General features: G+C 69.5%; 16 protein-coding genes and 2 tRNA genes. 2 read left to right on the top strand and 16 right to left on the bottom strand.

Annotated elements, in window-relative coordinates:
• Nucleotides 1-38: 38 nt before the first annotated feature.
• From AB0C59_RS14200 to AB0C59_RS14155, 10 genes are all read right to left on the bottom strand, one after another.
• Complete coding sequence (locus AB0C59_RS14200; protein ID WP_363004100.1) at nucleotides 39-1550, bottom strand: CYTH and CHAD domain-containing protein; 1512 nt, start codon at nucleotides 1548-1550, stop codon at nucleotides 39-41.
• Between the two features lie 147 nt (nucleotides 1551-1697).
• On the bottom strand, nucleotides 1698-2894 hold the full coding sequence (gene rodA, locus AB0C59_RS14195; protein WP_363004098.1) for a rod shape-determining protein RodA: 1197 nt from the start codon (nucleotides 2892-2894) through the stop codon (nucleotides 1698-1700).
• Nucleotides 2891-5143, bottom strand: a complete 2253-nt coding sequence (gene mrdA, locus AB0C59_RS14190; protein WP_363004096.1) for a penicillin-binding protein 2 — start codon at nucleotides 5141-5143, stop codon at nucleotides 2891-2893. Before mrdA ends, rodA begins: the two co-directional genes overlap by 4 nt.
• A gap of 180 nt (nucleotides 5144-5323) precedes the next feature.
• Nucleotides 5324-5992, bottom strand: coding sequence for a rod shape-determining protein MreD (gene mreD / locus AB0C59_RS14185; RefSeq protein ID WP_363004094.1), 669 nt, complete (start codon nucleotides 5990-5992; stop codon nucleotides 5324-5326).
• Nucleotides 5993-6004: 12 nt separating this feature from the next.
• A complete protein-coding gene (mreC, locus tag AB0C59_RS14180; protein WP_363004092.1) occupies nucleotides 6005-7057 on the bottom strand; it encodes a rod shape-determining protein MreC in 1053 nt (350 codons plus the stop codon).
• A gap of 328 nt (nucleotides 7058-7385) precedes the next feature.
• On the bottom strand, nucleotides 7386-8405 hold the full coding sequence (locus AB0C59_RS14175) for a rod shape-determining protein (protein ID WP_252421539.1): 1020 nt from the start codon (nucleotides 8403-8405) through the stop codon (nucleotides 7386-7388).
• Between the two features lie 342 nt (nucleotides 8406-8747).
• Nucleotides 8748-9161: a nucleoside-diphosphate kinase gene (gene ndk, locus AB0C59_RS14170; protein ID WP_363004089.1), complete on the bottom strand. Its 414-nt coding sequence runs from the start codon at nucleotides 9159-9161 to the stop codon at nucleotides 8748-8750.
• 148 nt (nucleotides 9162-9309) lie between these two features.
• On the bottom strand, nucleotides 9310-9666 hold the full coding sequence (locus AB0C59_RS14165) for a DUF4233 domain-containing protein (protein ID WP_363004087.1): 357 nt from the start codon (nucleotides 9664-9666) through the stop codon (nucleotides 9310-9312).
• Nucleotides 9667-9672: 6 nt separating this feature from the next.
• Nucleotides 9673-11181, bottom strand: a complete 1509-nt coding sequence (locus tag AB0C59_RS14160) for a folylpolyglutamate synthase/dihydrofolate synthase family protein (RefSeq protein WP_363004085.1) — start codon at nucleotides 11179-11181, stop codon at nucleotides 9673-9675.
• A gap of 142 nt (nucleotides 11182-11323) precedes the next feature.
• The gene (locus AB0C59_RS14155) at nucleotides 11324-13948 is read right to left on the bottom strand and encodes a valine--tRNA ligase (RefSeq protein ID WP_363004083.1); all 2625 of its coding nucleotides are present in this window, start codon (nucleotides 13946-13948) and stop codon (nucleotides 11324-11326) included.
• A gap of 137 nt (nucleotides 13949-14085) precedes the next feature.
• Here AB0C59_RS14155 and AB0C59_RS14150 point away from each other — a divergent pair, with 137 nt between their 5' ends.
• Entirely contained in the window at nucleotides 14086-15072 is a 987-nt protein-coding gene (locus tag AB0C59_RS14150; protein ID WP_363004081.1) for a hypothetical protein, read from the top strand.
• A 63-nt stretch (nucleotides 15073-15135) separates the two neighbouring features.
• On the opposite strand, the gene clpX is transcribed toward AB0C59_RS14150, so the two are convergent.
• From clpX to AB0C59_RS14125, 5 genes are all read right to left on the bottom strand, one after another.
• Entirely contained in the window at nucleotides 15136-16422 is a 1287-nt protein-coding gene (gene clpX / locus AB0C59_RS14145) for an ATP-dependent Clp protease ATP-binding subunit ClpX (protein WP_363004079.1), read from the bottom strand.
• A gap of 203 nt (nucleotides 16423-16625) precedes the next feature.
• A complete protein-coding gene (locus AB0C59_RS14140) occupies nucleotides 16626-17306 on the bottom strand; it encodes an ATP-dependent Clp protease proteolytic subunit (RefSeq protein ID WP_363004077.1) in 681 nt (226 codons plus the stop codon).
• A gap of 65 nt (nucleotides 17307-17371) precedes the next feature.
• Complete coding sequence (locus AB0C59_RS14135) at nucleotides 17372-17983, bottom strand: ATP-dependent Clp protease proteolytic subunit (protein WP_363004165.1); 612 nt, start codon at nucleotides 17981-17983, stop codon at nucleotides 17372-17374.
• A gap of 461 nt (nucleotides 17984-18444) precedes the next feature.
• Nucleotides 18445-19815: a trigger factor gene (gene tig / locus AB0C59_RS14130; RefSeq protein WP_363004075.1), complete on the bottom strand. Its 1371-nt coding sequence runs from the start codon at nucleotides 19813-19815 to the stop codon at nucleotides 18445-18447.
• Between the two features lie 203 nt (nucleotides 19816-20018).
• A tRNA-Pro gene (locus AB0C59_RS14125) sits at nucleotides 20019-20095 on the bottom strand.
• A 214-nt stretch (nucleotides 20096-20309) separates the two neighbouring features.
• On the opposite strand from AB0C59_RS14125, the gene AB0C59_RS14120 reads away from it, so the two are divergent.
• Nucleotides 20310-20380 (top strand) — tRNA-Gly (locus tag AB0C59_RS14120).
• Nucleotides 20381-20449: 69 nt separating this feature from the next.
• On the opposite strand, the gene AB0C59_RS14115 is transcribed toward AB0C59_RS14120, so the two are convergent.
• Complete coding sequence (locus tag AB0C59_RS14115) at nucleotides 20450-21532, bottom strand: tyrosine-type recombinase/integrase (RefSeq protein ID WP_363004073.1); 1083 nt, start codon at nucleotides 21530-21532, stop codon at nucleotides 20450-20452.
• Nucleotides 21533-22013 lie beyond the last annotated feature (481 nt).

Genomic DNA, 22013 nt, shown 5'->3' with positions numbered 1-22013 from the left:
CGCAAGGCGGGCGAGACCCCGCCGCGGTGGTCCCCGCGTCAGAGCCGCAGGTCCCCCTGTACCGTCCGCCACACCCGGGGCAGTGCCTCCTCCGCCTCCGCCGCGCACCGCTCCTGTCGCCCGTACAGGACGCCGTAGGTGAAGGTGTTCTCCCCCGCCGCGTGCGCCAGGGCCGACAGCTCTCGGAGGGTGTTCCGGGCCATGACGCTGTCCTGGTGCTCGCCGAGCAGGGTCTGGAGCGACTTCATCGACGTGACCAGGGCTCGCGCGGGCTTGCCGAGGGCGGGGGCGGCGGCCTCGGCCGCGTACCGGGTGCGCTTGGCCTTCTTGCGGGCCGCGTGCATCGCGAGGTCGCGATCGGAGCCCGGCGGCAGGTCCAGGGCCTGGCCGACCAGGTGGGCGAGCTTGCGGAAGTCCCTGCGCACGGCCTTCGTGACCGCCTTGGCGGGGGGCTTTGCCGCCGCCTTCAGCAGGGGCGGATCGGCGGCCAGGGCGTCCAGCGCGTTCAACAGGTCCAGGTAGCGCTCACCGTCCAGGACGGCGATCAGTCCCTGCCGGGCGCCGTCGTGCCGAGCAGTCGACCAGGTGGTCAGTCGCTCGTGGACCGGGCCCGCGACCAGTGTCCGGGGCAGTGCGGACAGGGCGGCCGTCAGAAGGTCGGTGAGGACTTCGCGGTCGCGGTCCACGCCGAGTTCGCCGGCCAGCCACTTCAGCTCGTCGGCGATCGGGTCGGTGACGTCCCGGTCGAGGATCCCGCCGAACGAACGGAAGGTGCTGCGCAGCCGCCGGGTGGCCACGCGCATGGAGTGCACGGAGTCGAGGACGTCCCGGCGCACGGCGGAGTCGAGGGTGACGATCGCGTCGCGCTGGGCCCGGACATAAGCGAGGACGTGGTCGCCCGCGGTGACGGGCGGTATCTCGCCCGCCACGGCCCGGGAGGGCGTGGTGCGGGCTCCGGTCTCCTCCAGCGCCCTGGCGAGTTTGGAGGGGGAGGAGGAGCGGCTCACGCCCGCCTTGCGCAGCTTCTTGTCGACCTTGTCGAGGAAGGCGGGGTCGCCGCCGTCCGCGAGTTCGACCTCGATCTCCGTCCACTGGGCGCGGCCCTTGCCGGCGCCGAGCCGGTCGGCGCGGACCCGGTCCAGGCTGACCTCGGCGAGCAGGGTTCCGTCGGCGTCGACGAGGTGGCGGATGTCGCGGGCGGAGCGCAGCCGGACGACGGGGACGAGGGGAGCGTCGCGGACGTGGGAGCGGACCAGGCCGGCCAGGGAGGGCGGCAGGTCGTCCGAGAGCGGGGCGTGGATCTCGTCCCGCACGCCGTCGGCGACGGGCAGCTTGAGATGCCAGCCGGCGTCGCCGCCTCCGGTGCGGCGGCGCAGGGTGAGCCTGGCCGCGGCCAGGCGCTGGTCGGCCGTGTCGAAGTAGGTGGCGTCGAGTTCGGCGACACCCTTGTCGAGCACGGCGAAGACACCGCCGACGCGGGTCAGGTCGGGCAGCGGGTCCCCGGCTCCGGCCTCGTACTTACGCTCGATTTCGCGCTTGGTGTCCGCCATGCACCGAATCTAGTGCCATTCGGGGCGGTGCGGCAGAGGGGGCCGAGGATCGTCCGGATCCCGCGCCCGGGCCCGGCCGCCCTCGGTCCCTCAGCCTCTCGGTGACCTGCGTCCTGTCGCCCTGGGGGCCCGCCCCCAGGGCCTGCCCTAGGCCGACAGGGGTCTCTGCACCCGGATCGACTGCAGCAGTCCGACCGCTATCCAGACCGCGAACATGGATGAGCCGCCATAGGACACGAACGGCAGGGGGAGGCCGGCGACGGGCATGATGCCGAGGGTCATGCCGATGTTCTCGAAGGCCTGGAAGGAGAACCAGGCGATGATCCCGGCGGCGACGATCGTGCCGTACAGCTCGGTCGTCTCCCGGGCGATCCGGCAGGCGCGCCAGAGGATGACGCCGAGCAGGACGAGGATCAGGCCCGCTCCGATGAAGCCGAGCTCCTCCCCCGCGACCGTGAACACGAAGTCGGTCTGCTGCTCCGGCACGAACTGGCCCGTCGTCTGCGACCCGTGGAAGAGCCCCTGGCCGGTCAGCCCTCCGGAGCCGATCGCGATGCGCGCCTGGTTGGTGTTGTAGCCGACGCCCGCGGGGTCCAGGTCGGGGTTGGCGAAGGCGGCGAAGCGGTCGATCTGGTACTCGTCGAGGATGTGCAGCTGCCAGACGGCGAGCGCGCCGAGGGCGCCCGTGCCGATCAGGCCGAACACCCAGCGGTTGGAGGCGCCGGAGGCGAGCAGCACGCCGAGCACGGTGACGGCCATGACCATCGTGGAGCCCAGGTCGGGCATCAGCATGACGATCATCATCGGGACGGCGGCCAGGCCCAGGGCCTGGGCGACGGTCTTGTGGTCGGGGTGGGGCTTGTCGCCCGCGTCGACCCGGGCCGCGAGCAACATGGCCATGCCCAGGATGATCGTGATCTTCACGAACTCGGAGGGCTGGAGGGAGAAGCCGCCGCCGAAGACGATCCAGTTGCGGTTGCCGTTGATGGTGGCGCCCAGCGGGGTCAGCACCAGCAGGATCAGCAGGAGCGAGAGCCCGTAGAGGATCGGCACGGCGGTGCGCAGGGTGCGGTGGCCGAGCCAGATCGTGCCGATCATCAGGGCGAGCCCGATGCCGGTGTTCATCAGGTGCCGGATCAGGAAGTAGTACGGGTCGCCCTGGTTGATCTCGGTGCGGCCGCGGGTCGCCGAGTAGACGAGGGCCGTGCCGATCATGGAGAGGGCGATGGCCGACAGCAGTATCGGCCAGTCCAGGCGGCGGGCGACGCTGTCGCGGGCGAAGATCCGTGTCCACCCGGCGCGCTCGGGCCCGTATCCGGAGACGGAGAAGTTGTTGGCGGTCACGTCAGGATCCTCCGCCTCTTCTTCGGGCGGGCCGAGCGCCTGCGCGTGTCACGGTTGGTGGAGGTCGGCGAGGGGGCGGTGCCCGACGGGTTGTCCGTGGGGGTCTGCTGCTGGTTCTGGTCGGTCGCCTTGTTCGCGTTCGGGTCGTACTTCTGGATCTTCGGAGACACGATCGAGCCGTCGTGCTGGATCTTGGGCAGGCCCTTCTGCGGCGTGTAGAGGAGGGCCTTCTTCTTGTCGATCGAGCCGTCGCCCTGGACGCCGTACAGCGCGTCGTAGATGTTGTGCACGGCCTGTCCGGAGGCTCCCGAACCCGTACCGGCCTGGGCGATGGTCATGATGACCGAGTAGTCCTTGGAGTAGGTGGCCAGCCACGAGGTCGTCTGCTTGCCGTAGACCTCGGCGGTACCCGTCTTGGCGTGCAGCGGGATCTTGTCCTGCGGCCAGCCGCCGAACTTCCAGGCCGCCGTACCCCGGGTGACGACGCCCGCGAGCGCGTCGTCCATGACGCTGCGGGTCTTGGCGTCGATGGGGAGCCTGCCGTGGGACCTGGGCTTGATCTCGGTGACGTGCTTGCCGTCGGGGCTGACGATGGCCTTGCCGATGGTCGGGTCGTACATCGTGCCGCCGTTGGCGATCGCGCCGTAGATCACAGCCTCCTGGATGGGCGTCAGGAGCGTGTCGCCCTGGCCGATGGAGTAGTTGATCGAGTCGCCCTCACGCATCTTGTTGCCTTCGAGGCAGTTCTCGTACTCGATCTTCTCGACGTAGCTGCCGTCCTTCTTGCCGGACTTGCACCAGGCGTCCTTGTTGGCCTTCCAGTAGTCGAGCTTCCACTGGCGGTCGGGGACGCGGCCGGAGACCTCGTTGGGCAGGTCGATACCGGTGGGCTTGCCGAGGCCGAACTGGTGGGCGGCCTTGTAGAAGTAGTCCTTGGGCTGGCCCTTCTTCGGGTTGATGCCGCCGTCCTTCTTCCACTCGTTGTCGGCGAGGCCGTAGAAGACGGTGTCGCAGGAGACCTCGAGGGCGCGGCCGAGCGAGATCGGGCCGAAGTTCTCGCCCTCGAAGTTCTTGAAGACCTGGCTGCCCACCGAGTACGAGCTGGTGCAGGGGTAGTGGCCGTCGAAGGGGTAGCCGGCCTCGATGGCCGCGGCCGTGGAGACCACCTTGAAGGTCGAGCCGGGTGCCGACTGCCCCTGGATGGCCCGGTTGAGCAGCGGGTAGTCGGAGTCCTTGCCGGTGAGCTGCTTGTAGTCCTTGGCCGAGATGCCGCCGACCCACACGTTCGGGTCGTAGTTCGGGGCGGAGGCCATGGCGACGATGCGGCCGGTCTTGGCCTCCATCACCACGACGGCACCGGAGTCCGCCTTGTAGTTCTTACCGGTGTTGGTGTCGAACTGGGTGCGGGCGGTCTTCATCGCCGCGTCCAGCTCGTACTCGGCGACCCGCTGGACGCGTGCGTCGATGCTGGTGACGAGGTTGGAACCGGGTTCGGCGGCGTCGCTCCTGGCCTTGCCGATGACGCGGCCGAGGTTGTCCACCTCGTAGCGGGTGACGCCCGCCTTGCCGCGCAGCGCCTTGTCGTACTGGCGCTCGAGCCCGGAGCGGCCGACCTGGTCGGAGCGCAGATAGGGCGAGTCGGTGTCCTTGGCCTTCTGGATCTCGTCGTCGGTGACGGGCGAGAGGTAGCCGAGGACCTGGGCGGTGTTCGCCTCGCCGGGGGCCGGGTAGCGGCGCAGGGCCTCCGGCTCGGCGGTGATCCCGGGGAAGTCCTCGGAGCGCTCACGGATCTGCAGGGCCTGCTTGGGGGTGGCCTCGTCGGTGATGGGGATCGGCTGGTAGGGCGAGCCGTTCCAGCAGGGCTGCGGGGTCTTCGCGTCGCACAGCCGGACCTTCTCGACGACGTCCTGGGGCTTCATGCCCAGCACTCCGGCCAGCTTGGTCAGGACCGCCTTGCCGTCGTCCTTCATCTTCAGCAGGTCGGTGCGCGAGGCGGAGACGACCAGCCGGGTCTCGTTGTCGGCGAGCGGGACGCCGCGCGCGTCCAGGATCTCGCCGCGCACGGCGGGCTGGACGACCTGCTGGACGTGGTTGCCGCTCGCCTCCTTGGAGTACTCGGCGCCGTTGCGGATCTGGAGGTACCAGAGGCGGCCGCCGAGGGTGCCGAGGAGGGAGAGGACCAGGATCTGGATGACGACGAGCCGGATCTGGACGCGTGGGGTCCGTCCCGTCTCGGGAATGTTGGTCACCGCGCTGCCTCCCCTCTCAGTGCGTGGACATGTGTGCGTGGGCCCGTACGGATGAAGAACGCGGGACGGGCGCGACCCCGTTCCGCGACACTCTCCCCGTTCGGGTGAATCCGTGAGGAAGTCCGGAGCGGGGCCCGTCCGGGAGCGCGGACGGGACCGCCGGCGGGAACGCGTGGGGGTTCACAGGCGCTTGACCCCCTTGATACGGCCGGCGCGGGCGACCCGGGCCTTGGCCGCCTTGACCCGCAGGACCCCGCGCTGGCTGCCGATACGCAGCCCGGTGCCCGAGGAGAGCCAGCCGGTGGCGACGTCGGACGCCTTGGCGGAGCCGGTCTCGGCGAGCGGGTCGTTGTCGAGACGGCGGGCCAGCGCCATCACGGCGGGGACCACGAACGGCGCGAGCAGCAGGTCGTACAGGGCGGCCGTGAACAGCAGGCTGCCCAGGCCCACATGGCGGGCGGCCGTGTCACCGACGAGAGCGCCGACGCCCGCGTACAGCAGGGTCGAGCCGATCGCGGCGGCGACGACCACGGCCATCGGGCCCGTGGCGGACTTCAGGCGGCCGTTCTCGGGCTTGGCCAGGCCGGCGACGTAGCCGACGACACACAGCACGAGGGCATAGCGGCCCGCGGCGTGGTCGGCGGGCGGCACGAGGTCGGAGAGCAGGCCCGCGCCGAATCCGACGAGGCAACCTCCGACGTGCCCGTAGACCATGGCCAGGGCGACGACGGTCAGCAGCACGAGGTCCGGGACGGCGCCGGGCAGGTGGAAGCGGGCGAGGGCACTCACCTGGATCACGAGGGCGACGATCACCAGGGGGACGGAGAGCAGAATCCGGTTGAAGCGCATCTGGTTCAGCTCCTAGGGCGTCTGCTGGGCGTCGGGCTGCTGGCCACCGGGTTGCCGCTGGTCGGCCGGCGACCGGCCGCCGTCGGGCGACTGCTGGTTTCCGGGCGACTGGCCGCCGTCGGGCGACTGCCCCCCGTCGGACGGCTGTCCGCCTCCGGACGAGGGGGTGACGGTGACGGTCACCGTGGGCGTGGGCTTCGCCTGGGGCTTCGGGGGCAGGACGGAGTCACGCGGGTCCTTCTTGGGCGACTGGACGACCACCCCGACGATGTCCAGCTTGGTGAAGGAGGCGAACGGCGTCACGTAGATCGTGCGGGTGAGGTCGCCGCCGGACGGGTCCACCCGGGAGACCACACCGACCGGCACTCCGGGCACGAAGGGCTTGTCGGCCTCCGAGCCGAAGGTCACCAGGCGGTCGCCCTTCTTCACGTCCGCCTTGCCGTTGAGGAGCTGGACGCGCATCGCGCGGTCGCCCTGCCCGGTGGCGAACCCGAGCTCGTCGCTGCCCTCCATCCGGGTGCCGACGGTGAAGTCCGGGTCGTTGGCGAGGAGCACGGTCGCGGTGTCCGGGCCGACGGTGGTGACCCGCCCCACCAGTCCCTCTCCGTTGAGGACGGTCATGTCGCGCTGGATGCCGTCCTTCGCCCCCACGTCGATGGTCACGGTCCAGGAGAAGCCCTGGGCCGCTCCTATCGCGATGACCTCGGCACCCTTGATCCCGTACTGGCCCTCGCCCGCCACGCGGATCAGGTTGTCGAGTTGCTTGAGCCGGCTGCGGTTGCGGTCGTCGCTGCCCAGTTTCGCCTTCAACGCGGCGTTCGACTGCTCCAGTCGCGCGATGCGGTCATGCCGGCTGTCCGAGTCGCGCACGGCGGCGATCGCGTTGCCGACGGGGTTGACGGCGGACGACACCCCGTTCTCGATCGGGCCGAAGACCGTGGCGGCGGCCTCGCGGGCACCTTGGACCGGTGAGTCCTGGCCACCGCGGATGTCCACCGTGATCAGTGCGAACGCGATGGCGATCAGCAGCACCAGGAGCAGCCGGCTCTCTCGTGTGTCCCTCACGTGCGGCGGCCGTGCCTTCCTCGTCGGAATGGGTGGGCGGGCGTCCCGGGTGCGCTGGTCCGCTGGGCACGGACCGGCGGGCGATGCCTGGCGGGCACGACCCGCTGGACGCGATCCGGGGGTCGGTCCGGGTGTCGATGCCGGGGCGGTGCGAGGCGGTCCGGAGCCGGTCCGGTGATCGCCCCGGCATCGTTGCGGGATACGGGGGGTATGAGGGGTGATACGTCTGTGTCAGCGGTCCGCCCTACGAGGAAGGACCACCCGACCAAGAACCTTACGACGAAGGTCCGGCGAAGGCCCGCCCCGTGCGGCGGAGTCACGCCTCACGTCACCTGCGGGGCTGGGCGTCCAGCACCTGCTGGAGCGCCTCGAACTCCTCGACGCACTTGCCCGACCCCAGCGCCACGCTGTCCAGCGGGTCCTCGGCGATGTGGATCGGCATGCCGGTCTCCCGGCGCAGCCGCTCGTCGAGGCCGCGCAGCAGGGCGCCGCCGCCGGTCAGCACGATGCCCCGGTCCATGACGTCACCGGACAGCTCCGGCGGGCACTTGTCCAGGGTCGTCTTGACCGCGTCCACGATCGCGTTGACCGGTTCCTCGATGGCCTTGCGGACCTCGGCCGCCGAGATGACCACGGTCTTGGGCAGCCCCGAGACCAGGTCCCGGCCACGGATCTCGGTGTGCTCGTCGGCGTCGAGTTCGTACGCCGAACCGATCGTGATCTTGATCTGCTCGGCCGTCCGCTCGCCGAGAAGGAGCGAGTACTCCTTCTTGACGTGCTGGATGATCGCGTTGTCCAGCTCGTCACCCGCGACGCGGATGGACTGGGCGGTGACGATGCCGCCGAGCGAGATGACCGCGACCTCCGTGGTGCCGCCGCCGATGTCCACCACCATGTTGCCCGTGGCCTCGTGGACCGGCAGGCCGGAGCCGATGGCGGCCGCCATCGGCTCCTCGATGATGTGCACCTGGCGCGCGCCCGCCTGGGAGGACGCCTCGATGACCGCGCGGCGCTCCACGCCCGTGATGCCCGAGGGCACACAGACGACGACCCGCGGACGAGCCAGGTACCGCCGCTTGTGGATCTTCAGGATGAAGTAGCGGAGCATCCGCTCGGTGATCTCGAAGTCGGCGATCACGCCGTCCTTCAGCGGACGCACCGCGACGATGTTGCCCGGCGTCCGGCCGATCATCTTCTTCGCTTCCGCGCCGACCGCGAGGATGCCACCGGTGTTGGTGTTGATCGCGACGACGGACGGCTCGTTGAGTACGATCCCGCGACCCCTGACGTACACCAGCGTGTTGGCGGTCCCGAGGTCGACAGCCATGTCACGGCCGATGAACGACATTGAGTTCCCCATCAGGATTCGTCTGGCCTTCCCAAGGTGAGCGTGTAAGGGCTTTTGTTGGGTCGGCGAAGTGGGTGCTGTGACGTGAAGGCTTACATCGTAGTCTCGCCCGCACGGAACACTGCGCGAGGGTCTTCGCCATTGTCAGCAGATGACGCGTCGCCTCGCTCCTGGAGACGAGCGTTCGGGGGTAGCCGTTCCCCCGAACGCCACGCATATGCCACATGGCCGCAGGGTTTCCCGGAGTGGATATTCCGGGCACTCAGGTTCAGGCGTCCGAGTGACGCCGTAAAACCTCAGAATTTTTCACAAGAGGCGTTCAGAAGTTCATCATCCACGCGCTCAGAAGCGACCGGGGAAGAAGATTTTCAGCTCGCGCTCGGCGGACTCCTCGGAGTCCGAGGCGTGGATGAGGTTCTCGCGCACGATCACCCCGAAGTCCCCGCGGATGGAGCCCGGCGCCGCGGCGATCGGGTCGGTGGGGCCGGCCAGCGCGCGCAGGCCCTCGATGACCCGCTCGCCCTCCACGACCAGCGCGACGACCGGACCGGAGGCCATGAACTGGACCAGCGGCTCGTAGAAGGGCTTGCCCTTGTGCTCGCCGTAGTGCTGCTCCAGGGTGTCCTGGTCCAGGGTGCGCAGCTCCAGCGCGCTGATGGTCCAGCCGGCCTTGCGCTCGATGCGGCCGATGATCTCGCCGATCAACCCGCGACGGACGGCGTCGGGCTTGAGCAGGACGAGGGTGCGCGAGGTCACGAGAGGGCTCCTTCGTTGTTCTGTGCGGGTGTGATGCGTGTGGTTGGGGCGCGAGGATGAGGCTACAGGGCAGGCCGGGGCGGTCGTCACGCAGCGTCAGCGGCATCCGGCCCGGGGACAGGCCGCCGGCGCCCGGTCCGCCCGCGGGTCAGGCCGGGCTGCCTTCGCCGGTGCCCTCGGCCGCCGCGAAGCGGGCCTTGGCCTCGTCGATCTTCCGGCCGTAGTGGACGGACGCCCACCACAGGGCCGCGAAGACGGCACCCATGAAGAACATCGTCGGCACGAAGAAGCCGGAGGCGATCAGGGCGATCTGCAGGGCCCAGCCCAGCTGGACCCCGCCGGGGCGGGTGAGCACACCGCACAGCAGGACGCACAGCGCCATGGCGACGCCGCACACCGTCCAGACCGTGCCCGAGGTCAGATGCGGGTCCTTCATCGCGACCAGGCCGGCGAAGCCGATCACGAAGAACTCGCCGATCAGGGTCGAAGCACACAGCGTACGCATGGCGGGTCAGCCCTTCCCCAGGAGCAGCCGGGCCTCGCCGACCGTGATGACGGAGCCGGTGACCAGCACCCCGGCGCCGGCGAACTCCCCCTGGTCCTCGGCGAGCGTGATCGCCTCCTCCAGGGCGTCGGGCAGGCGCGGCTCGACCTGGACGCGCTCCTCGCCGAAGACCTCGACGGCGATCGCGGCGAGGTCGTCGGCGTCCATCGCGCGATGGCTGGAGTTCTGGGTGATCACGACCTCGGCGAAGACCGGCTCGAACGCCTCCAGCAGGCCCCGGACGTTCTTGTCCGCGCTGGCGCCGACGACCCCGACCAACCGGCTGAAGTCGAACGCCTCGCTCATGGCCTCGGCGGTGGCCCGGGCGCCCGCCGGGTTGTGGGCGGCGTCCAGGACGACGGTCGGGGAGCGGCGTACGACCTCCAGGCGGCCCGGCGAGGACACCCCGGCGAACGCCTTGCGGACCGTGTCGATGTCCAGCGGCTCGGGGCGCTGCGAGCCCACGCCGAAGAACGCCTCGACGGCGGCGAGCGCCACGGCCGCGTTGTGCGCCTGGTAGGCGCCGTGCAGCGGCAGGTACACCTCGTGGTACTCGCCGCCGAGGCCGCGCAGGGTGAGGAGCTGGCCGCCGACGGCGACCTGGCGGGAGACGACGCCGAACTCCAGGCCCTCGCGGGCCACGGTCGCGTCCACCTCCACGGCCTTCTTCAGGAGCACCTGGGCCGCGTCCACCGGCTGCTGGGCCAGGATGACGGTGGCATCCTGCTTGATGACGCCGCCCTTCTCCTGGGCGATCTCGCCGGGCGTGCCGCCGAGCCGGTCGGTGTGGTCCAGGTCGATGGGGGTGATCACGGCGACGTCCCCGTCGATCACGTTCGTCGCGTCCCAGGTGCCGCCCATGCCGACCTCGACGACCGCGACGTCGACGGGGGCGTCCGCGAAGGCCGCGTACGCCATGCCCGTGAGCACCTCGAAGAAGGAGAGCCGGTACTCCTGCTGGGCGTCGACCATCTCGACGTACGGCTTGATGTCCTCGTACGTCTCGATGAAGCGCTCGGCGGTGATGGGGGCGCCGTCCAGGCTGATCCGCTCGGTGACCGACTGGACGTGCGGCGACGTGTACCGGCCGGTGCGCAGGTCGAAGGCGCCCAGCAGGGCCTCGATCATGCGGGCGGTGGAGGTCTTGCCGTTCGTGCCCGTGATGTGGATGGAGGGGTACGCACGCTGCGGCTCCCCGAGGACGTCCATCAGCGCGGCGATACGGCTGACGGAGGGCTCCAGCTTGGTCTCGCCCCAGCGGGTGGCCAGCTCCGCCTCGACCGCGCGCAGCGCCTGGTCCACCTCGGGATCGCTGGGACGTGCGGGCACGTCCGCCTGCGGCGGGCCGCCCTGAGTGCGCAGGGTACGGCTGCCGGCTTCGATCACCGCGAGGTCGGGATCGCGCTCCGTCTCGGCGGCGACGATGTCCTCGAAGGGATCGCTCTCATTGGGGTCACGCGGAGGCAGGTCACTCACGAGGCCAGTCTACGGAGACCGGGTGACAACGCGTGCGGTGGCTTGGACACCGGGGGCCTCGGGGGCCTTCCCCCGCCCCCGGGGTGGGCGAAGGCCCCCGGAGTCCTGGGACTCCGGGGGCCTTAGCCGTGTGGCGTACCGCTCACGCCTGGGGCAGGCGGTCCAGCTGGGACTGGATGCGGGTGATGTCCTCGTCCGCCTTGGCCAGCCGGGTGCGGATCTTGTCGACCACGTTCTCCGGGGCCTTCGCGAGGAACGCCTCGTTGCCGAGCTTGGCCTCCGCCTGCTGGCGCTCCTTCTCGGCCGCCGCCAGGTCCTTGGCCAGCCGCTTGCGCTCCGCCGCCACGTCGATCGTGCCCGACAGGTCGAGCGCGACCTCGGCGCCCGCGACCGGCAGGGTCGCCGTGGCCGTGAAGCCCTCGTCCTCCGGCTGGAGGCGAAGAAGCTGGCGGATGGCGGCCTCGTGCGGGGCGAGCGCGGTGCCGTCCAGGGTGAGGCGGGCGGGGACGCGCTGGCCGGGCTGCAGGCCCTGGTCGGCGCGGAAGCGGCGGACCTCGGTGATCACGGACTGGAGGCTCTCGATCTCCCGCTCGGCGGCCGGGTCACGGAAGCCGCTGTCGGACGGCCACTCGGCGACGACGACGGACTCCCCGCCCGTGAGGGTGGTCCACAGCGTCTCGGTGACGAACGGGACGACCGGGTGGAGCAGCTTCAGCGTGACGTCGAGGACCTCGCCGAGGACGCGCTTGCTGACCTCGGCCGCCTCGCCGCCCGCCTGGAACGTCGTCTTGGACAGCTCGACGTACCAGTCGAAGACCTCGTCCCACGCGAAGTGGAAGAGGGCGTCGGACAGCTTGGCGAACTGGAAGTCCTCGTACAGGGCGTCGACTTCGGCGACGACCGAGTTCAGCCGGGACAGGATCCAGCGGTCGGTGGCCGACATCCGCTCGGGCGCGGGCAGCGGGCCCTCAACGGTCGCGCCGTTCATCAGCGCGAAGCGGGTGGCGTTCCAGATCTTGTTCGCGAAGTTGCGGGAGCCCTGGACCCAGTCCTCGCCGATCGGGACGTCGACGCCGGGGTTCGCGCCGCGCGCCAGGGTGAAGCGGAGCGCGTCGGAGCCGTACTTGTCCATCCAGTCCAGCGGGTTGACCGCGTTGCCGAAGGACTTCGACATCTTCTTGCCGAACTGGTCGCGGACCATGCCGTGCAGGGCGATGGTGTGGAACGGCGGGGTGCCGTCCATCGCGTACAGGCCGAACATCATCATCCTGGCGACCCAGAAGAAGAGGATGTCGTAGCCGGTGACCAGGACGGAGTTCGGGTAGAACTTGGCGAGCGACTCGGTCTGCTCGGGCCAGCCCAGGGTGGAGAAGGGCCACAGGCCGGAGGAGAACCAGGTGTCGAGGACGTCGGTGTCCTGGTGCCAGCCGTCGCCGGTGGGGGGCTGCTCGTCGGGGCCGACGCAGACGATCTCGCCGCCTGGGCCGTACCAGACCGGGATGCGGTGGCCCCACCACAACTGCCGCGAGATGCACCAGTCGTGGAGGTTGTCGACCCAGTCGAAGTAGCGCTTCTCCATCTCCTGCGGATGGATCTTGACCTTGCCCTCGCGGACCGCGTCGCCGGCCGCCTTGGCGAGCGGGCCGACCTTGACCCACCACTGCATGGACAGGCGCGGCTCGATGGTGGTCTTGCAGCGCGAGCAGTGGCCGACCGAGTGGACGTAGGGCCGCTTCTCGGCGACGATCCGGCCTTCGGCGCGCAGGGCGGCGACGATGGCGGAGCGGGCCTCCAGGCGGTCCAGGCCCTGGAAGGGGCCGTGCGCGGTGATGACCGCGTGCTCGTCCATGACGCTGAGGTTCGGCAGGTCGTGGCGCTGGCCGATCTCGAAGTCGTTGGGGTCGTGGGCCGGGGTGACCTTGACGGCGCCGGTGCCGAACTCGGGGTCGACGTGCGCGTCCGCGACGACCGGGATGGAGCGGTCGGTCAGCGGCAGCTTGATGAGCTTGCCGACCAGGTGCTTGTAGCGCTCGTCCTCGGGGTGGACGGCGACCGCCGTGTCACCCAGCATGGTCTCCGCGCGGGTGGTGGCGACGACGATGGTCTCGTCGCCCTCCCCGTAGACCATGGAGACGAGCTCGCCGTCGTCGTCCTGGTACTCGACCTCGATGTCGGAGATCGCGGTGAGGCAGCGGGGGCACCAGTTGATGATGCGCTCGGCGCGGTAGATCAGCTCGTCGTCGTAGAGCCGCTTGAAGATGGTCTGGACGGCCTGGGAGAGGCCCTCGTCCATGGTGAAGCGCTCCCGCGCCCAGGCGACGCCGTCGCCCAGGCGACGCATCTGGCCGGAGATTTGGCCGCCGGACTCGGCCTTCCACTGCCAGACGCGCTCGACGAAGGCCTCACGGCCGAGGTCGTGCCGGGACTTGCCCTCCTTGCCGAGCTCCCGCTCCACGACGTTCTGGGTCGCGATGCCGGCGTGGTCCATTCCGGGCTGCCACAGCGTCTCGTGGCCCTGCATGCGCTTGCGGCGGGTCAGGGCGTCGATGAGCGTGTGCTCGAAGGCGTGGCCGAGGTGCAGGCTGCCGGTGACGTTGGGCGGCGGGATGACGACGGTGTACGCGGGCTTGTCGCTCTTGGGGTCCGCCTCGAAGTAACCCCGTTCTACCCAGCGCTCGTACAGCGGCCCCTCTACGTCGGCCGGCGCGTACTGGGTCGGCAGTTCGGTCTCGGGCGCTGATGGCTGCTGCTGAGCGTTCTCGGTCACGGGGCCCAGTTTAGGGGGGTCACGACGCAGTACCGAACCGCATTTGTTGTGTAACGGTGCGGCCCCCGGTGGCCTGCGCGTTCCGCGTCCACGTAAGGATGTGAGGATCGTATAAGCATCTGGAGGGGAACCCAGAGATGAGCTTCAACCAGCCGGGCCCGTACGGCGGACAGCCTCAGCAGCCGGGGCCGTACGGTCAGCCGGGGCAGCCGGGCCCGTACGGTCAGCCGGGCCCCTACGGCCAGCAGCCGCCGGCGGCGCCCCAACCCGGTTACGGCTACCCTCCGCAGGCACCGCAGGGCGTACCGCCGCAGCAGCACCCGAATCCGTACGGCCAGCCGGGTGGCTACGGCCAGCAGCCCTACGGTCAGCAGTCCTACGGCCTACCGCAGCCGCCGCCGGCGGCGGGTGGCGGCGGGAAGAAGGCGGCCCTCATCGTCACCGGAGCCGTGGCGGTCGTGGCGGCCCTGGCCGTGGGCGCGTACCTCGCGTTCGGCACGGGCGGCGGCGGTCTCACCGACGACGGCCCGCACCAGCTGACCATGCCCAAGAAGCTGCTGGGGGACTACAACCGGGCGACCGGCCAGGACGATGTGACGTCCAGTGACCCGAGCACCGAGAAGGACCTGCGGGCCAGCGGCGTGCAGAACGGCACGGCGGTCTTCGGCTCCTACACCTCGGCCGACCTCAGCGGCTACAACCCGGCCGACCCGAGCACGGTCCCAAGCAAGACGGAGCTCGCGGCGAGCAGGTCCATCATGATCATCGGCGGCTACGGCAAGATCGCCGACCCCGGCACGGCCCTGGACACGTTCTTCGCCTCCCTCGCCAAGCAGAGCAAGGACGGCTCGTCCGGCGGCGGTTCCTCCAGCGGCGGCACCGCCCAGAAGACCGAGCTGCTCGGGCAGCCCGAGTCGGTGGACATGGACGGCGCGGTGATGAAGTGCCAGGCCGCCCGCGCCACCAGCGCGGCGAGCGGGCTCAGGAAGACCGACTGGTTCTGCGCGTGGGCGGACTACAGCACCCTCGTCATGGTCTCCCCCGGCGGTCCCACCGATGTCTCCAAGGACACCGCGGTCGACGTCACCAAGAAGGTCCGCACGGAGATCCGCGTCAAGGCGTGACCCGACGCGAAGGGCCCCGGTCGGGTGACCGGGGCCCTTCGCGTGCTGTGCCGTGCGGTGCCGCTACGCCGTCTTCTGCTCCCCGGGACCGCGCCCGCGCGCGTCCCTCGGGATCAGGGTCGGGTTCACGTTCGACAGGACCACGTCCGCCGTGATGACGACGCGGGCCACGTCCTTGCGGGAGGGCACCTCGTACATCACCGCCTGGAGGACCTCCTCCATGATGGCGCGCAGACCGCGGGCGCCCGTCTGGCGCAGGATCGCCTGATCCGCGATGGCCTCCAGCGCCTCACGCTCGAAGTCCAGCTCCACCCCGTCGAGTTCGAAGAGGCGCTGGTACTGCTTCACCAGGGCGTTGCGCGGCTCGACCAGGATCTGGAGCAGGGCCTTGCGGTCGAGGTTGTGGACCGAGGTGATGACCGGGAGGCGGCCGATGAACTCCGGGATCATCCCGAACTTCACCAGGTCCTCGGGCATGACGTCCTCGAACTGGTCCTTGGACTCCAGCTCGCGCTTGGAGCGGATGGTCGCGCCGAAGCCGATGCCCTTGGCGCCCGCGCGCGACTCGATGATCTTCTCCAGGCCGGAGAACGCGCCGCCCACGATGAACAGCACGTTCGTCGTGTCGATCTGGATGAACTCCTGGTGCGGGTGCTTGCGGCCACCCTGCGGCGGGACCGAGGCGGTCGTGCCCTCCAGGATCTTCAGCAGCGCCTGCTGGACACCCTCGCCGGACACGTCGCGGGTGATCGACGGGTTCTCGCTCTTGCGGGCCACCTTGTCGATCTCGTCGATGTAGATGATGCCCGTCTCGGCCTTCTTGACGTCGTAGTCGGCCGCCTGGATCAGCTTCAGGAGGATGTTCTCGACGTCCTCGCCGACATACCCGGCCTCCGTCAGCGCCGTGGCGTCCGCGATGGCGAACGGCACGTTCAGCATGCGGGCCAGGGTCTGCGCGAGCAGGGTCTTGCCGGAGCCCGTGGGGCCCAGCAGCAGAATGTTCGACTTCGCCAACTCGATGGCGTCGTCGCGGCCTTGGCCGCCGCCGTTCTCGCCGGCCTGGACCCGCTTGTAGTGGTTGTACACCGCCACGGACAGCGCCTTCTTGGCCGCTTCCTGACCGACCACATAGCCTTCGAGGAACTCGTAGATCTCGCGGGGCTTGGGCAGTTCCTCCCAGCGCACCTCGCTGGTCTCCGCGAGTTCTTCCTCGATGATCTCGTTGCAGAGGTCGATGCACTCGTCGCAGATGTACACACCGGGGCCTGCGATGAGCTTCTTGACCTGCTTCTGGCTCTTGCCGCAGAACGAGCACTTGAGCAGATCGCCGCCGTCACCGATGCGTGCCACGGTGTGCTTCCCCTTCGCCTGGGAGACGCCTTGGATCCAGCGGCTCCTGGTGCTGCCTTATGTCCGACGGTACCTTGCCGGGCCCCCCGTTCGTGCCCCCCTTGGCACGGTTCACTTCGACGTGCGGCGTGACGTGCGGCATGTCGAGCCGTGCCAAGGAGCGGCGACGATACAGGTCCGGCGACGAATCGGGTGGATTCGCGTCAGCTCACGGATGCGTTGTTCATCTTCCGGGTGGAGATGATCTGGTCGATCAGGCCGTACGACAGGGCGTCCTCGGCCGTGAGGATCTTGTCGCGCTCGATGTCCTCGCGGATCTTCTCGATCGGCGTGTTCGAGTGCTTGGCCAGCATGTCCTCCAGCTGCGAGCGCATCCGGAGGATCTCGTTGGCGGCGATCTCCAGGTCGGAGACCTGACCGCGGCCCGTCTCGCTGTACGGCTGGTGGATCAGCACCCGGGCGTTCGGGAGCGCCATGCGCTTGCCCGGGGTGCCCGCGGCCAGCAGGACCGCGGCGGCGGAGGCGGCCTGGCCCATGCAGACCGTCTGGATGTCCGGCTTCACGAACTGCATCGTGTCGTAGATGGCCGTGAGCGCGGTGAAGGAACCGCCGGGGCTGTTGATGTAGACCGAGATGTCACGGTCGGGGTCCATCGACTCCAGGCACAGCAGCTGCGCCATGACGTCGTTGGCCGAGGCGTCGTCGATCTGGACGCCCAGGAAGATCACGCGCTCCTCGAAGAGCTTCGCGTAGGGGTCGTACTCGCGGACGCCCTGCGAGGTGCGCTCCACGAAGCGCGGGATGACGTAGCGGGACTCGGCCACGGGGGCGGTGTACTCGGCGCGCGCACGGTCGTAGAGGCCGCTGCCGGGGAAGTCGTTCACGGTGTCTCCTGGAAAAGGCTGGGGCGGTGGCTGGGGGGCTTGGCGGAAGAGGGCCCGGTGAGCCCTTACGAGGCCGCCCCGGTGCCGCCGCCGCCCGGCATGCCGGCAGCGGTGGTGATGACGTCGTCGATCAGGCCGTACACCTTGGCCTCCTCCGCGTCGAACCAGCGGTCGCGGTCCGAGTCGCGGGTGATCTGCTCGACCGACTGGCCGGTGTGGAAGGAGGTGAGCTCGGCCATGCGCTTCTTGGTGTGCAGCAGCCGCTCGGCGTGGATCTTGATGTCGGACGCGGAGCCCGCGAGGCCGGCCGAGGGCTGGTGGATCAGGATCTCGGCGTTGGGCAGGGCGAAGCGCTTGCCGGGGGTGCCCGCGCTGAGCAGGAACTGACCCATGGAGGCCGCCATGCCCATGGCGACGGTCACCACGTCGTTCTTGATGAACTGCATGGTGTCGTAGATCGCCATGCCCGCCGTGATGGACCCACCGGGGCTGTTGATGTACAGGTAGATGTCCTTGTCGGGGTCGGCGGCAAGGAGCAGCAGCTGTGCGGTGATCTTGTTGGCGATGTCGTCGTCCACCGGCTGGCCGAGGAAGATGATCCGCTCGTTGAGCAGCCGGTTGTAGACCTGGTCACCGAGGCCACCACCGATGGAAGGCTCGCCTGCGGCGGAGGGCATCAGATTCGTCACGTATCCACCTGCTCGTCTTACGACGGCGCGGAGCCGTCTCACGTGTTCTGCTGGGGCGCGGGACCCCTTGCGCCCCGTGCCGGGGCGGCTTCGGGGACTCCCCTGCCCTCGTATTCATGGACCCTAACGCGCAGGCAGTCGGCTGCAATCCCGGTTCTGCGGGTGTTCGCTGTCAGCGCATGGCGGCCCACAAGCGGAATCCGGGGTCCGGGATCGCCCCCTCGGAGCGAGGACCCGGGCCCTCGCTCCATTGTCGCCGCGGGCAGGTCCGGGGTCGCGCCGGAGCGGGCTGTCAGGGGGGGTGCCGGGGCGATCGGGCCCTTCCCGTGCCGCTCACGGCCCGCCACACACCCTCACGGCCCGCCGCACACGACGACGGGCCCCAGGGGAGCGCGGTGCGCGCTCCCCTGGGGCCCGTCCCCGTACGGGGTGAGGTGCCGGCCGGAAGGTCAGGCCTCCGGGGTCTCCTCGGTGGACTCGGCCGCGGTGGCCTTCGACGCGTCCTCGTCCTCGTCGTCCAGGTCGACGATCTCGCCGTTGGTGTCCTTGACCGTGGCGGCCTCGACCACCACCGCCAGGGCCTTGCCGCGGGCGACCTCGCCGACCAGCATCGGGACCTGGCCGCCCTCGACGACCGCCTGCGCGAACTGGTCGGGGGACATGCCGGAGGAGGCCGCGCGCCGCATGAGGTGCTCGGTGAGCTCCTCCTGGCTGACGTTCAGCTTCTCCCGGTTGACCAGCTCGTCCAGGACGAACTGGGTCTTGATGCCCTTGATCGCGGCCTCGCGCGTCTCGGTGTCGAACTCCTCGGCGGTCTTGCCCTGGATCTCCAGGTACTTGTCGAGGTCCAGACCCATCTGGCCGAGCTGGTGGTGCTCGAGGTTGTGCTTGCGGGTGTTGATCTCGTCCTCGAGGAGCTTCTCGGGGACGGGGACCTCGACCAGCTCCAGCAGCTTGTCCAGGACGCGCTCCTGGGCCTGCGTGGCCTGGTCGTACTCCTTCATGTTCGCCAGGCGCTTGCGGCTGTCCGCCCTCAGCTCCTCCAGCGTGTCGAACTCGGAGGCGAGCTGCGCGAACTCGTCGTCCAGCTCGGGCAGTTCGCGGGCGGCGACCTGGGTGACCTTGACCGTCACCTCGGCCTCCTTGCCCGCCGCCGAGCCGCCCTTGAGCTCGGAGGTGAAGGTGGCGTCCTGGTCGGCCGCGAGGCCCTTGACGGCGTCGTCGATGCCGTCGAGCAGCTCGCCGGAGCCGATCGTGTAGGAGACGCCGCTGGCGACGCCGTCCTCCAGGACCTCACCCTCGACCTTGGCCTCCAGGTCGATCGTCACGACGTCGCCGTCCTCGGCGGCGCGCTCGACCGGGGTGGTCGAGGCGAAGCGGTCGCGCAGCTGCTCGACCGACTTGTCCACGTCCTCGTCCGACACCTCGATGGCGTCGACCTCGACCTCGATGCCGGAGAAGTCCGGGATCTCGATGGCCGGACGGATGTCGACCTCGGCGGTGAAGGACAGCAGCTCGTTGTCCTTCAGCTCCTTGATGTCGACCTCGGGCTGGCCCAGCGGGTTGAGCTCCGCCTCGTTGACCGCCTCGGTGTAGAACTTCGGAAGCGCGTCGTTGACCGCCTCTTCCAGCACGGCGCCACGGCCGAACCGCTGGTCGATGACCCGGGCGGGGATCTTGCCCTTGCGGAAGCCCTTCACCGTGACCTGCTGGTTGATCTTCTTGTACGCCGCGTCGAGGCTGTCCTTGAGCTCCTCGAAGGGCACCTCAACAGTGAGCCGAACCCGGGTCGGGTTCAGGGTCTCCACGGCGCTCTTCACGGTTCGGTCTCCTTGTGGCTGACTTCTTGGGGGTTCTGCCGATCTGCGCCTCCCGGGACGGGAGGGCCTTCGGCTGATGAGCGGCCCCTGCCTGAGAGATCAAGACAGTGCAGACACACGGGCACGCAGCTTGCATAGTAACCGCAGCGGGTCGACGCCCCAAAAGGCGATCACGCGAGTCGGCGCCGGAGCGACGGCGACGGTGGTCGGGGTGGCGGGATTTGAACCCACGGCCTTCCGCTCCCAAAGCGGACGCGCTACCAAGCTGCGCCACACCCCGTCTGGTGCGACACGTAGGGTACATGCCCGGACGAGGTGCGTAGGCCTCTTCCTCACACGGCCGCCGCACGCGGTCACGGCGTACAGCTGTGCGACCGAGGCCTCTGTCCGTACACGGGCTGTCCGTACACGCGGATTCAACGCGTTGGCCTCCGAGGCGGGCGACCCGCTACGATGCCTTCTGTGCCGCGGTCGGGGACTGCGGCACAATCTGCGCGGGCGTAGCTCAATGGTAGAGCCCTAGTCTTCCAAACTAGCTACGCGGGTTCGATTCCCGTCGCCCGCTCTGTACGACTCAGGGCCAGGTCAGAGGATCATTCCTCCGCCTGGCCCTGATCGCCTTCCGGGGTCCGGATCAGCCCACCGTGTCCCCCGCGTGCCCCTCGGGCTTTCGATCTTGCTTCTTCCTGGCCTTCCGAGTTTTCTTGCGCCCCTTGGCCACGAGACTGCTCACGGCGTCAGCGATCAGCCGGTCACGGTCGACGCTGGCGTGCTGGTAGATCAACGCGGCACGGGCGCTGCTGTGACCCGTGCGCGCCATCAACTCCCGCGTGCTCGCACCCGTGGACGCGGCCAGCGTATTGCCCGTGTGGCGAAGGTCATGAAAGTGCAAGCCCTTGATCCCTGCCTCCTGACAGGCCTTGCGCCACAGGCGGTTGAAGTGGTTCCGGCGGGGAGTCGCACCCTTGGCACCCACGAAGACGCGACCGTCAGCGCCCGACTCGGCGTATCGCCTCAGGTGATCACGAAGGTCCGGGAGAATGGCCGGCGGGATCGCAACGGTGCGCTTGCCCGCAGCACTCTTGGGGGCCTTGATCTCACGCTGTCCGTTGAACAACTCGGCCACCGCCCGGCGCACCCGAACGGCGCCAAGGTCGAGGTCGATGTCCCGACAGTGCAAACCGATCAGCTCGCCCCAGCGCAGACCCAGGAAACCGGCCAACAGCACCAGTGCCCGGTAGCGGGGCTGAATCGCCTCGGCAAGGTCGTACACCTCTTGCACGGTCGCCGTAGGCCGCTCCGGGGTATGCACGGTACTCGCGCCCTTGATCGTGCACGGATTGCGCCGGATCATCTGGTCAGCCACCGCCGTTCCCGTGATCGCGCGCAGTAGGGCGTACGCCTTGGCGACCGTGGTCGGGCCGGTACCGGAGGCCAGCTTGTCGGCGCGCCAACGTCGCACGAGCGGGGGCGAGATCTCTGCGACGCTCATGGAGCCGAAGGTGGGTTCGAGGTGATGCCTCAGCAGTGAGCCGTACAACTGGCGAGTGGTCGAGGTGAGTTCCCGTTCCTTGATCAAGCCCCGCCGTTCCGGCGGGGAGGGGGGATCCTTCCAGCACGGCCCGCACGGTCCGGCGGAGTCCCGAGCCGTCGCGCACTTGGGAGAACAAGACTCGACAGCTCCACGACGGGAAACCTCAACGTCTCTGTGCTTCACAGCCTTCCGGGGCTACAGCCTCACCCTCTTGGTCACCGGCCTACAGCGTCACGGTCCAGGGGCGGGGGTCTCTTGGCCTTCGGCTATCCGCTTGCGCTGGCCCAATGGCTTCCCGGCCGTCGCTACGCAGGATCACACCCCACCGGCCCGCACTGCGGGCCGGCGCCGGGCTCGGGACTCGGGGCTCTGCTCCTGCCTTCGGCCCGCGCCGCCCCGGCCCCGGCCCCGCGCCACTCTCGATGCCACGGGATGATCCGCGTTTCACGCTCTGGCTCGCCAGGGGCCGATGCACCGGACCAAGCCTGATTCCTCACCCTTGTCCCACACCGCCAGGCCTGACCTGGAGATACGGCGTTGCCACCCAGGGCCGTCCGCATGATCCGCCACGGACCCGAAAGACGCTAGAGGACTCGCCACGAATCCTTGCAGACTCCGCCGACCGCGCGATGCGGTGCGCGTCACGAGTCCGAATGACCCGGAT

Source organism: Streptomyces sp. NPDC048664, assembly GCF_040650555.1.
In the GTDB taxonomy this organism is placed as follows: Bacteria; Actinomycetota; Actinomycetes; order Streptomycetales; family Streptomycetaceae; genus Streptomyces.
This window is presented reverse-complemented; position numbering and strand designations above follow the sequence as displayed.